This window comes from Nocardia sp. NPDC055002, from assembly GCF_053608825.1.
On sequence record NZ_JBSGWE010000001.1, the window covers coordinates 136,514 to 149,223 of the forward strand.

Annotated in this window: 10 protein-coding genes; 8 read left to right on the forward strand and 2 right to left on the reverse strand. The window is 66.7% G+C overall.

Features of this window, described 5'->3' with window-relative positions; all coding sequences use genetic code 11:
* Positions 1 to 122 precede the first annotated feature (122 nt).
* The 5 genes from ACWF99_RS00715 (at position 123) to ACWF99_RS00735 (ending at position 6,087) form a co-directional block, all read left to right on the forward strand.
* Positions 123 to 2,498 carry an NB-ARC domain-containing protein gene (locus ACWF99_RS00715; protein WP_452533781.1) on the forward strand — a complete coding sequence of 792 codons (2,376 nt, stop codon included), beginning with the start codon at positions 123 to 125 and terminating at the stop codon, positions 2,496 to 2,498.
* 48 nt (positions 2,499 to 2,546) lie between these two features.
* Entirely contained in the window at positions 2,547 to 3,083 is a 537-nt protein-coding gene (locus tag ACWF99_RS00720) for a hypothetical protein (protein ID WP_378653133.1), read from the forward strand.
* Positions 3,084 to 3,311: 228 nt separating this feature from the next.
* Positions 3,312 to 3,929: an NPCBM/NEW2 domain-containing protein gene (locus ACWF99_RS00725; protein ID WP_452533783.1), complete on the forward strand. Its 618-nt coding sequence runs from the start codon at positions 3,312 to 3,314 to the stop codon at positions 3,927 to 3,929.
* Between the two features lie 98 nt (positions 3,930 to 4,027).
* A complete protein-coding gene (locus tag ACWF99_RS00730) occupies positions 4,028 to 4,861 on the forward strand; it encodes a DUF1707 domain-containing protein (RefSeq protein ID WP_452533784.1) in 834 nt (277 codons plus the stop codon).
* Positions 4,862 to 4,944: 83 nt separating this feature from the next.
* Positions 4,945 to 6,087 (forward strand): serine hydrolase domain-containing protein, encoded by a 1,143-nt coding sequence (locus ACWF99_RS00735; protein WP_452533785.1) that lies wholly within the window; start codon positions 4,945 to 4,947, stop codon positions 6,085 to 6,087.
* A 160-nt stretch (positions 6,088 to 6,247) separates the two neighbouring features.
* Here ACWF99_RS00735 and ACWF99_RS00740 read toward each other — a convergent pair whose 3' ends face one another.
* On the reverse strand, positions 6,248 to 7,612 hold the full coding sequence (locus ACWF99_RS00740) for an NtaA/DmoA family FMN-dependent monooxygenase (RefSeq protein ID WP_452533787.1): 1,365 nt from the start codon (positions 7,610 to 7,612) through the stop codon (positions 6,248 to 6,250).
* A 10-nt stretch (positions 7,613 to 7,622) separates the two neighbouring features.
* A complete protein-coding gene (locus ACWF99_RS00745; RefSeq protein ID WP_452533788.1) occupies positions 7,623 to 8,831 on the reverse strand; it encodes an LLM class flavin-dependent oxidoreductase in 1,209 nt (402 codons plus the stop codon).
* 450 nt (positions 8,832 to 9,281) lie between these two features.
* On the opposite strand from ACWF99_RS00745, the gene ACWF99_RS00750 reads away from it, so the two are divergent.
* Genes ACWF99_RS00750 through ACWF99_RS00760 form a run of 3 tightly spaced genes read left to right on the forward strand, consistent with a single transcriptional unit; the run spans position 9,282 to position 12,693 of the window.
* Positions 9,282 to 10,352 carry an acyl-CoA dehydrogenase family protein gene (locus tag ACWF99_RS00750; RefSeq protein WP_452533789.1) on the forward strand — a complete coding sequence of 357 codons (1,071 nt, stop codon included), beginning with the start codon at positions 9,282 to 9,284 and terminating at the stop codon, positions 10,350 to 10,352.
* Positions 10,353 to 10,378: 26 nt separating this feature from the next.
* Entirely contained in the window at positions 10,379 to 11,440 is a 1,062-nt protein-coding gene (locus ACWF99_RS00755; RefSeq protein WP_378628595.1) for an LLM class flavin-dependent oxidoreductase, read from the forward strand.
* Positions 11,437 to 12,693 (forward strand): MFS transporter, encoded by a 1,257-nt coding sequence (locus ACWF99_RS00760; protein WP_378628597.1) that lies wholly within the window; start codon positions 11,437 to 11,439, stop codon positions 12,691 to 12,693. The genes ACWF99_RS00755 and ACWF99_RS00760 overlap by 4 nt, the downstream gene beginning before the upstream one ends.
* Positions 12,694 to 12,710 lie beyond the last annotated feature (17 nt).

The window sequence follows — 12,710 nt, forward strand, 5'->3', positions numbered from 1 at the left end:
GGTCGTCTCCTTCGGTAGACTGAGCCGTCATGCCAGCACGATCGAGGTGCGAGGCGCCTGGGGTTCTGGAAAGCACTCGAAAACCCTGAGCGGTGCTGTGCGGTCCGAGCAGGAGGCTGACGATGGGCGGCAAGGAGCGAACACCGGAGATGGAACGATTCGCCGGTGAGCTGAACGCTGCCGCACTGCGAGCCGAGAAGACGCACGGCCGGGTGGAGTGCTCACGAATAGCCAAGCAGCTCAACGTTTCTACCAGCAGTGTGTACGCGTATTTGAAAGGAAGCACACTGCCGAGCACCGGGCGTCTCGACAGATTGCTGGCGGCGCTGCACATCTCGGGGGACGAGGCCAAGCGGCTGACCGATCTGCGAGACACGCTCGAGATCGAGCGGCGCGGCGAGTCCGGGGGTGTCAAGAGAACCGCCGATGACGGTCGCGATCCCGAGACCTCGGCAGGGGTTGCGAACCAGCACACCTACCTGCCGCGCGACATCGCGGTTCTGCACGGTCGCGAACGCGAACTCGACCGAGTGATCGCGATAGCGGGAGCCGGTAGCGCGGTCTGTGTGCTGTCGGGTCTCGGAGGTGTGGGCAAGACCGCGCTCGCGGTTCGCGCCGCTCGCCGTCTGCTGCCCCGATTTCCCGACGGCTGCCTGTTTCTCGACCTGCACGGATACGCCGCAGGGCCGGTCGTGGCAGCGGAAGTAGCCGCGGGCGCGCTGCTACGCCAGTCGGGTCTAGATCCTGAATCAGTTCCCGCTCAACCGGATTCGCGAATCTCGCTACTGCGGGAGATGCTCGGTGCGGGGAAATATCTCGTTCTGCTCGACAATGTCCTGGACGCGGCCCATGTGGCGCCGCTGCTGCCGGGAGCGGGCGCCTCCACGATTCTGGTCACCAGCCGCGGCACGCTCAACGGACTCGACGAGGTGGATCGAGTGCCGATCGGACGGCTGGCGGACGAGGATTCGGTAGCGCTGCTCGATCGCCTCACGGGCGGGCTGCCCGCTGAGCGCACACCGACTCCTCAGCAGAGCGCCGCGATCGCTCGGCAGTGCCACGGACTGCCGGTGGCTGTGCGGATCGCCGCGGCGATCCTGCGCAGCGAGATGTGGCCGACATCCGCGGGAGGAGGCGCCGAGCCGCTGGTCGAGCTGGAGATGCTGCACGACGGCGATCGCGATGTCGCGACGTTGTTCGAGCACTCCGTGGCTCGCCTGCCGGCGGATTCGGCGCGCGCGTTCACCGTGCTCGGCCTGCACCCGGGGACGAGTTTCGACCTCCGGAGCGGCGCGGCGCTGATGGGCGTGGAGCCCTCGGCGATGTGGCGGCACCTGCGCCTGCTGGTCGAGGTGAACCTGCTCGAACCCGACGCGCGCGGGCGATACCGATTCCACGATCTGTTGCGCGACTTCGCGCGTCGTCGCGCCGTCGCATGCTTCGACGATGTCACCACGCGGGTGGCCGTCACTCGCCTCGTCGACCGGTACACCGTGTTCGCCGACGGCATGGACCGGATCCTGACCCCGTCTCGGCATCGCGCGCAGATGGCGCCCAGCTCGCTCGGCCTCGACGCGACGGTATCGACCTACCAGGAGGCCATGCGGGCGATGACCGCCGAGCGCGACAACATGGTCGCCGTGGCACGTGCCGCGGCCCGGTACGGGCTCGACGAGCAGTGCTGGCAGCTCGCCTTCGCGGTGCGTGGGTTCGCGTTCATCACCAAGGACATCGAGTTGTGGACCGAAACCCATCGGCTGGCTGTGGCCGCTGCGGTGCGGGCCGGCAATCAGTACGCGGAGGCTGTGACCTGCAACAACCTCGGTCTCGCCACGATGACCGCCGGTGACGACGTGGCTGCTGCGGCGCTGTACGAGCGAGCCCGGCTGCTGTTCGTGCGTCTCGGTGATCGGCACGGCGAACACACCGCTGTGGCCCACCAGGCATGGGTGCACGTGCGCAGGCGGGAATTCGAGCAGGCGCTGAAGCTCAGTCTCCGCGCACTCGCGTTCGTCGACGTGCACGGCACTCCACGCAACAGGGCCATCCTGTTGCGTGATACCGCCCTCATCGAGGTGAACATCGGCCGATTTCTCGACGCCGTGCCGAGGCTGCTGAAAGCATCGGAGATGTTCCGGACGTTCAACCTGTTCGTCGACGAGGCCATGACCTCGAACGTGCTCGGCGACGCTTATCTGGCGCTGGACGATCTCGCTGACGCGTGGGAGGCCTTCGACCGCGCTGTCGCGCTCGGACGGATGGCGGGCAGTCCCGTCGAGCAGGCTCGTGGCCACGACGGGCTCGGAAAGGTCGCGGGCGCCCGGGGCGAAACGGCGGTTGCGCGACAACACTGGCGCACTGCGATCGATCTGTGCACCCAGGTACGTGACACTGCTCGTGTCGCCGAGATCGCGGCCCGAGCCGAAAAGATCGAGTCTCGTTCAGAGGGGACGGCGACTCCTGTCGGAAGTCGGCTGGAAAACTCTGTAATCGCCTGAACACCAGCACTATCCCGATTCGGCCTCGCCGTCACTACGGTGAAATCCGTGAACATGGTCGCCGCTCTCATCACGGCCGTGACGACCGTTTCGGTCGCCGGACTCGCCTACCTGCTCAACCAGCGCGGCCAGCTCGCGCAGGAACGCCGGCAGGCGCGATTGCTCAGGATCAGCAGGCAGATTCGTGAGCTGTACGGCCCGCTGCACGTCATGGTCGACATCAACGAGCGCATCTGGGAGAAGCTGCGTGAATCGCAGTTGCCCGCCGCGTCCCACCGCCGTCCCGACCTCGCCACCGACAACTGGCGTCGGTGGCGCGACCACGCGTTGATGCCGGTGAACCGGGCGATGCGTGATCTGATCATCGAACACGCCGATCTCGTACCGGACTACCAAGTACCGGAACCGCTGCTGACGTTCTGTTCGCATGTCGCGTCGGTCGAAGTGCAACTGGCGGCTGAATCCGACGGCGTGCACGTTCGGTCCCTGGTGCCGCACCCGGGTGCGACCTACGTGCGCTATGTGCGCGACACCTACGGACAACTCAAAACCGAACAACAGAAGCTGGTTCGCGCGGTGGATTGACCCGACCGACCGGAATTCAATTCCGAACAGTATCGATTCGGGCGTTCTGATTTCGCCGATCAGGTTGCGGCAGAACAAATAGTGACGTATTTATCTACCCGGTGGGTGTGCTGTCGGCAACGCTGCCGCGAACAGTGTCACCACTGTCATGGATCTGGACTGGAGCATGTCTTGAGTTTCATCAAAGCGAGGCGATCGCGATGGCTGGCCGCTACAACGGTGTCGGCCTTGGCGGTCGCAGCTCTCGCGAATGCCGAAGGCGCGTTGTCGTTTCTGGAGCGACTCACCTCGGCGACCTCGGCATCGCCGGACCCGACGTCGACGGACGAGCGTGCCCTGCCCACCGCCGCGCCGACGCCCACCATGTCCGTCGTTCCCACGTCGAAAGTCGTGTCCCCGACGGTTGCGCCCTCCGCTGGGTGGTACGAGCTGACCTCGTACCGATCCGTCACCTGGAACAACGGATTCGACCCGGTCGATCCTGTTCGGATCGGTTCGGCGAGCTTCCCCAGCAGCATCGTCGGGTACTACCCGTCCACGACATCGGACCCGATGAACCGCGCGATATGGGCGGTGGGCGGCAAGTGTGATCGCTTCTCGGTCTGGATCGGCAAGGACGCCGATTCCGCTTCGTCCGACGGTGTGGGCCGTTTCGTTGTGCAGACCGATGATCGAGAGGCCTTCGCGGGCGAGATGTCGATGGCGGACGCCGCCCGCGAGGTCGATATCGACATTTCCGGTGTCGTCCGGCTGACGTTGCTCGACACGAGGCGATCCCAGGATGCCAAGAACGCGTGGGGAAAGCCCCGGGTGCACTGCACTGAACCCCCCGGTCGCAAGCGCTGAGCCGGGCGTCGGCGGGGTAATTCCTTCGTCAAAGTTACTACTTCAGCAAACTATCGGCTGAGTGTGGATTTCCCGCACTCCGTACATCGGAAGAGAAAATGACTCCACGGATCGGGACAGTCGAAAAGGATCGCGCTCTGGCGGTTCTCACCGAGCATCAGGCGGCCGGTCGCATCGATCTCCGGGAATTCGATCTGCGGGCTCAACAGATCACCTCCGCTGTCACCCAAGCGGACCTGGACGCCATCTTCGCGGACCTGCCGTCGCCCGCGGACGATCGACGCAATCCGTGGCTCGTGGCCACCGTCGCGTTGGGGATCACGTGTGTCCTGCTGATCGGCGCGGTGGTGGTACTGGCCACGCAGCGCTCGGCCGCCACGACGAGCGAAGTAGCGGCGCCCGTTTCCACGACCCCGCCGCGGGCGAGTGCCGTTGCCACCGCTGCGACTTCGTCCCGATCTGCCACGGCCACTTCGACTTCGACGACGACCTCGAGTTCCACCTCGGGTGCCCTGTCGGATGTGAGCACCGATGCTGTGCAGTACGTGATGGATTTCAAAGCCCTGTCCGGAGGAAAGTACTCGGATCTCGAGGTCGGGCCCAGCCAGGTGTCGGGGACGTCCTACAGTCGCTCTGTCCTGCTCGAGCCCTACTTCGAGCAGTTGGCGTTCGTCGAGTACGACCTGGGGCGCAAGTTCACCCGGCTCGATGGAGTGCTGGGCATTCAGGACGATTCGACGCCCAGCGACATCGCTGTGCAGTTCCAGATATACGCCGACGGAGCGCTGCTCACCGATGTGGTGGTGAAACTCGGTGCCACGGTGCCGGTCCATCTCGAATTCGACAAGCCGCTGCGCCTACGGCTTCAAGTGACCGATACGACCGGCGGTAACTGCGTCGGAGTCTTCGGAGATCTGCGCGCCACTCGATAGTCGTCGTCGGTGGTGTCAGCACTACCGGGTTTTGGGGAGTCGGCAGGCTTCTCGTGGCAGGGCGTTCTCCCTAGTTTCATGGGATGCGGATGAAACTTGCGATGCTGGGGATGACGGTCTTGATAGCCACGTCGTGCGGCGTGGATACTTCGCCCGGTGCCACGGAAGCGGGGCGGGCAGAGATCACGGACGCGCTGAACAGTGCGGTGCGCCAGGGCTATCCGGGGGCTCAGGCGGTGATCACCGATAGCGGGCATACCTGGACAGTCACCGCAGGTGTGGCCGACCTGGATACCGGCAGGCCGTTTTCCGACGACGATCGGCTCCGGATTGCCAGTAACACCAAGCCGTTCGTCGCCACCGTGATGCTGCAGTTGGTGGCTGAGGGCAAGGTCGAGTTGGATGCGCCGGTGGAACGGTATCTGCCGGGGGTGGTGCACGGGCCGGGCATCGACGGCAATCGGATCACGATCCGAAACCTGTTGCAGCACACCAGTGGACTGCCCGAATATGCGGCCGAGTTCGGGGCGCCGCCCAAGCCGGGCCAGGTCTCGGGCCTCACCGAGCAAGTCCGGTGGGGGATAACGGATATCGCCCAAGTGGTCCGCAACGCGCTCACCGCGCCCGCCGATTTCGAGCCTGGTGCGCGATGGGCATACTCCAACACGAACTACGCCATCGCCGGCATGGTGATCGAGCAGGTCACCGGAAACCTGGTGGGCGCTGAGGTCACTCACCGCATCATCGAGCCCCTCGGCTTGCAGAACACCTATTATCCGAGTTCGGATGAAGTCGACATCCGTGGCCCACATCCGAAGGGGTACACCGAAATTGGTGGCGTACGAGTCGACTACACCAGCCAGAACGTATCGTGGGCCGGCGCGGCCGGTGCGATGGTCGCCTCCGGCGCGGATCTGAACCACTTCTTCCTCGCCCTGTTGGACGGAAAGCTGCTCCCGCCCGCGCAATTGGCGGAGATGAAGAACGTCCGGCCAACCGGAGTGGACAGCAAATGGGCCTACGGTCTCGGCCTGGCGCGAATCACCATGTCGTGCGGCAACGAGCTCTGGGGCCATACCGGCGGTCTCTCGGGCATGGTGACCTATGACGGCGTAGTCCTCACCACAGGCCGTGCCATGACGATCGCCCTCAACCAGGATCTGATGGATGACCGCTACCAGGAAGGCTCGCGCGCTTTGGACGCTGCCGCCTGCTCGGCACCCTAAGGCCTGTGTCGTAGTCCTATCCGGCGCGGCAAGGACGAGTACCGCGCCGGCGGCCAGTGCTGTTAGGACCCAGGGGACGCCGCGGATCCGTGAGATCGCGGCCAGGTGCGGGCGGTCTGCTGTGAGCACCGGCACGAGATGCCCACAGCAGCACCATCACTCAGGCATCGACGGATACGGTGGCCGATCGGAGGTCGGGCAGGCCGAGGTTGTCTCGCAGGGTGGTTCCGGTGTACTCGGTGCGGAGGGCGCCGCGGTCTTGGAGCAGCGGGACCACGCGGTCGACGAATTCGTCCAGGCCGGTCGGGACGAGGTGGGAACCGAGGATGAAACCATCGGAGCCATCGCTGCTGACGAAATCGTCGATCTTCTCCGCGACCCGGGCCGGTGTTCCGACGATCGGACCGCGCTCGAACTGGTCGATCACCGTTTCGCGCAGGGTCAGCTTCTTGGCCTCGGAGACCTCGCGCAACCGTTCGACCGTGGCGAAACGGTCCTGGTGCAGGAAGGCGCGGCCCTGGATGAACGGTGCCGCATCGGGATCGGGCTCGATATCGGGGATCGGGCCCTCCGGGTCGTAGCCGGACAGGTCCCGGTTCCAGATCTGTTCGAGCAGGATCAGCGCGGTCTGTCCGGTGACCTGTTCGTTGCGGATGGCGTGGTACTTCTCGATCGCCTCGGCTTCGGTGTCGCCGAGGACGAAACTCGCCGACGGCAGGATCTTGATGTCGTCGGGCGAGCGCCCGGCCGCTACCGCGCGAGCCTTGATGTCGCGATAGAAGTCCGCGGCTTCGGGAAGCTTGCCGTAGGGGGAGAAGATGGCGTCGGCATTGGCAGCGGCGAAATCGCGTCCCTGTGGTGAGACGCCGGCTTGCAGGATCACCGGCCTGCCCTGCGGGCTGCGCGGCACCGTGAACCGGCCGGAGATGTCGAACTGCCGACCACGGAACTCGAACGCACCGGCATCGGGCCTGGCCAGGAATCGCCCGCTGTCCTTGTCGGCGACGATATCGTCGACGTTCCACGAATCCCACAGGGCTCGAACAGCATTCAATGTCTCCTCGGCCCGCACGTACCGGTCGGCCGGGTCGAGGAAGCCGCCACGCCGGAAGTTCTGTCCGGTGAACGCGTCGAAGGAAGTGACCACGTTCCAGGCGGCGCGCCCGCCGGAGAGGTGATCGAGAGTGGCGAACTGCCGGGCGAGTTCGTAGGGCTCGTTGAACGTCGCGTTGATGGTGCCCGCGAGGCCGAGGTGCTCGGTGACCGAGGCGATGGCGGCCAGCACGCCGAAGGTGTCGGGACGGCCGATGATGTCCTGGTCGAAGATCTGGCCCGCGCGTTCACGCAGGATGAGACCTTCGGCGAGGAAGAAGAAGTCGAACTTGCCCCGTTCGGCGGTGCGCGCGGTGTGTTCGAAGGAGCTGAAATCGATCTGGCTGCCCGCCTGCGGGTGCCACCAGGCGGTGTGATGGTTGACGCCGCCGAGGTAGGCGCCGAGGATGACCTGCTTGCGGGGTGTACTCATCGGTGGGACCTCACACTCTGGCGTAACGGTTGGGCACGGTGGTCGACAGGCCGAGCAGTCCGCGCAGGGAAGCCTCGGGATAGCTGGTGCGGAACAATCCGCGATGCTGCAGGGCGGGCACGAGTCGGCCCGCGATCGCGGCCAGGTCATCGACCGCGACACCGGGACGCAGCCGGAACCCGTCGACACCCTGGGCATCCCAGTCGGCGAGCAGATCGGCGAGCTCCTCGGCGCTGCCGGTGAAAATGGCCGCGTCGGAGTTGAATTCGGCACCGGACTGGTCGTTGAGCCGGGACAGGCGTTGCGCGCCGGTGTCCTCGTCGGTGTCGAGGAAGACGACCACGTCGGCGTAGACCCGCAGCGGTTCGCCCACCCTGGTCGCGGCGGCGGTCGCGACCTGGCGCAGAATCTCCGCCGGTCCGTGCTCGCGTGTGGGTGTGACGAAGACGAGATCGGCTGCCGCGGCAGCGAATTCGTAGACACGCTCGGCGTGGCCGAGTGCTGTGACCACCGGCTGACCTTGCGGTGGGCGCGGCGTGATGGCGGGACCGCGGACACTGAAGAAGCGGCCTTCGAAGTCGATGTAGTGCAGTTTGTCGCGGTCGATGAAGCGGCGGGTGGCGACGTCGCGGATCTCGGCGCCGTCCTCCCAGCTGTCCCACAGTCGCCGCACCACCTCGACGGCGTCGGTGGCCTCCTCGAACAGTGCTTCGGCGTGTACGGGGAGATTGCCGGTCGCGATGATGTCGGCGAACTCGGCGGGTGTCGGGTCGGTGATCTCGCGGCGCCCGAAGTGCTGGGCTTCCTCGGCGCCGGCCGAGACTCGAACCTGCCAGCCCGCGCGGCCACGGGAGGTGTAGTCCAGGGTGGCGATGGCGGTGGAGACGTGGAACGGTTCGGTGTGGGTGGTCGTCACCGTGGGGATGAGACCGATGTGGTGGGTGGTCGGGGCGAGCGTCGCGGCGATGAGATGTGCGTCGAGACGGGCGCGGACCTGGTCTACGGCCTCGTCGTCGCGGGTGTGCAGCGGACCGGGCACACGCAGGCTGTCCTCGATCGTGACGAAGTCGAGCAGACCGCGCTCGGCGGTGCCGACAAGGTCGGCCCAGTATCGGGCGCTGAACAATTCGGTGGGCCGCGAGTTCGGTGCTCGCCAGGCGGCCGGGTGCCAGCCCGCGCCGTCGAGCGCGACACCCAGGTGCAGTGGGTTCGGTGCCATCGTCTGCCATTTCTGTGGTTCGGTGAACGGTGCCTGATGCAACGTCCCATGCCGGGCACCGAGTAGTAGGACGGGTCCGGGCGGCCAGTCGGAATACGGGCGGCACAGCGATGCCGGCAACGATCACCGGTGGCCAGCGGGGGTGGCCGGGTGAACACGACCGGTCCGCTGCGGCGACGTCAACCATTGAATTCAGCCCGATCGACAGGAAATAGGCTGTCGCCCTGCAGATCGCCGCGCACCGAACCTGCGAGGATCAGGAATGCCGCACCGTGGCCTGCGGCAACTCCACCGGCAGATCCTTGTCGCCAGGCGCGCCGAACCGACTTCTCGCTCTGCGGGAATTTATCTCCGTTTACCTGCTGTCTACGCAGGTAGAAGCGGTACTGCGCGGCATGAAGCGGAGGTAGATAAGGGCTTTCGCTCGTTGTGCGGGTCGATACTTTCGACGTGAACGCAGCGCACGACACCGCGAACGACGAATTCCTCGTCCGAGTGCGCGACTACGCCGAGCAGGTGTTGCGACCCGCCGCACTGTCGACGGACCGCACCGGGGTGCCCGCGGATCGGATCGACGAACTGGGCGGACTCGGTCTGCTCAATCACCTCGCGCCCAGGGAATTCGGTGGACTCGCGATCGACCGCGACACCGACCGTCGCGTGCACGAGATCATCGCGGGCGCCTGCTTCAACACCTGGCTGGTCTGGGCGCAGCACGCGCCGCTGGCCGGGCGCATCGCCGCGGCGGGTGCGCCGGTATCGGCGCTGACCGCACGGATTCTGCGCGGTGAGCTGCTGCTCGGTGCCGGGGTCAGCGATGTGCGGCGGTTCCCCGATCACTATGTCGTGGCACGCAAAGCTGCTAACGGCTGGATCTTCGACGGCACCCTGTCCTGGGTCAGCGGGTGGGGTCTCAACTCGGCGCTGACGGTGGCCGCCGTGGAACCCGATACCGAAACCGTGGTCACCGCGCTCGTTCCGGTCGGGGAACGAACCCGCAGCACCGGAGGGCTGGAGCTCGGTGCGGTCGCGGGCAGCCGAACGGTCCGCGTGCACCTGGACGAAGTTCTCGTCTCCGACGAAAACGTTCTCACCACACAGAGTCTCGACCAAGCGCGCATCGCCGACACCGGTACCGCAAGCGACGCACGAGCCCACCACTTCGGCCTCGCCGAGACCATCCTGACCGAGCTGGAGCGCAGCACTGTGCCGCTGGCCGCCGACGTCGCGGCGACCTGGCGCCCACGCGTCGCCGAGATCCGTTCCACCGCGTACGCGCTCGCTGACGAAGCCACGGCGGCGGGCGGTGGACCGCATCGCCTCGACCAGCGCCTGGCCACCAAAGTCGCCAGCGGCGAGGCACTCTCGGCGATCAGCCGCGCCCTGCTCATCGCCAGATCCGGCCGTGGCCTCAGTGGCGACGACACCGCGCAACTACACGCCCGCTCCGTCCTCTTCGTCCTGGTCCAGGGCCAGACCACCGATGTCCGTCGCGCCCAGCTCGCTGCGCTGGCCCGCTGATCACCACCGAACGGAACCACCGAACAATGAGTCTCGAATTCCTCTGGTACATCCCCAATCAGATCACGCCAGGACATCGCGGCGAGCCCGTGGCCGCCGACCACAACAGCCTGGACACGCTGACCACGCAGGCCAAGGCGCTGGAGGCGCACGGCTGGAAGGGCGCGCTGCTCGGCACCGGCTGGGGCCGCCCCGACACTCTCACCGTCGCCGCGGCGCTGGCGGCGCGGACCGAGTCCTTCGAGCCGCTCATCGCGATCCGGCCCGGCTATTGGCGCCCGGCGAACTTCGCCTCCGCCGCGGCGACCCTCGATCACCTCTCCGGTGGCCGGGTTCGGGTGAACATCGTCTCCGGCAAGGACGATCTGGCCGCCTACGGCGACAGCGAGGGCGACCAGGCCGACCGCTACGCCCGGACCAAGGAGTTCCTCCAGCTCGTCCGCAAACTGTGGACCGAGGAGAACGTCACCTACCGTGGCGAGCACTTCCAGGTCACCGATTCCACGGTGGTACCCCGCATCGAGCAGCGCGGCGATCGACGTCATCCGACGCTGTACTTCGGTGGCGCCTCCGAGGCGGCGGAACGGGTCGCCGCGACCGAGGCCGATGTCCAGTTGTTCTGGGGTGAGCCGCTGGAAGGGGTGCGTGAGCGGATCGAACGGTTGCGCGCGCTGAGCGCCGAACTTGGCCGTGAGCACGCACCGCTCGAATTCGGCTTGCGCATCACGACTTTCGTCCGCGACACCACCGAGCAGGCGTGGGCCGATGCCGAGGCGAAGGTCGCGGAGATGGCGAAGAACGGCCAGGGTGGGTCGAATCCGCACCGTGGCACCGCCGTCGGTCAACAGCGTCTGCTCGACCTGGCCGCGCGCGGCGAGGTGCTCGACGACAATCTCTACACCGCGCCGGGCAAATACGGTGGCGGCGGCGCGGGTACCACCTGGTTGGTCGGTTCCGCCGAGGATGTCGCCAAGTCGCTGCGCAAATACCGCGATCTCGGCATCACCCACTTCGTGCTGTCCGATACCCCGTATCTGCGCGAGATCGAGCGTCAGGGTTCCCAGCTGCTGCCGTTGCTCGGGGAGTGAGTGCCGCCGCCGTCCTGACCGTCGACCCGGTGCGCAGTCGACGGTTCCGGCTCATCGCGGTCTTCGCGGTGACCCAGACCGTCGGCTACGGCGCGATGATCCAGGCGTTCACCGTGCTGCTGGTCCCGATGTCACAGGCACTGGCGGTCTCGCGCACCGAAATCGCCGCCGCTGCCACCATTTCCACGCTGATCGGGGCGTTGGCGGCGGTGCCGGTGGGCAATCTGCTCGACCGCTACGGTGGGCGGGCCTTGATGACGGCGGGCTCGGCGCTCGGCGTCGGCGCGGTTCTGCTGTGGTCGCAGGCGCAGAGCCTGGCCCAGCTGTACGCGGCGTTCACCCTGATCGGGTTGGCGCTGGCCACCTCAACCTATGAGGCCGCGTTCGCCGTTCTCGTTGTGGCCACCGAGCCGGAACACCGGGATTCGGCGATCGTCGCGGTGACCACGGTCGTGGGACTGGCCACCAGCCTGTACTACTTCTTCGCGGGCTGGCTCGAAACGCAACTCGGTTGGCGCACAACACTGGTGGTGCTGGCGATCGGTTTCGCGGTGATCGTGGTGCCCGCCCACCTGTGGGCGGTACCGGGCCGGGCAGCGCACACCAGCCGGGTCGCGCAACGCACCGGCGTCCGCCTCGGTGACGCGCTCCGTGACCGCAAATTCTGGCTGCTGGTGGTCTCTTTCGTCGCCCAGAGCGGGTCCACCTCGGCCTTCCTGCTGATGATGGTCACCTACTTCCGCGACATCGGCTATTCGCCCGTGTCCGCTGCCGCCCTCCCGATCGCCGTCGGCGTCACCCAGATCGCCGCCCGCCTGGCCCTGGCCCCGTTGGCTCGCCGCTTCGGGATGACCAGCGTGACAGGGGTTTCCTTCGCCCTCCAGGGGGCGGGATTGCTGGCTCTACCGCTGGCAGGCACCTCACTGCCGCTCACGCTGGCCTGCATCGTCGCCTTCAGCACCGGCTACGGCACCAGCGTGATCGCGCGCCCGTCGATCGTCGCCGACAGTTTCGGCGTCCCCCAGTTCGCCGGGATCCTCGCCGTGATGACGGTCCCGATCGCGCTGTCGCGTGCGGGCGCTCCCCTGGCCGCCACCTGGCTCGGTGACTGGCGGTTCCTGGTAGCCATCGGGCTCGCCGCCCTCCTCGCCGCGATCGCGCTGATTCCGCTGTCGCGCACACCGCCGGTAGACCACCCGCCGGTTCCGCCTCAGGACGCGGTCACCGGGCCCAACTGCGGCGCGACCCCGTAACGGACCGGCAGTGAAAC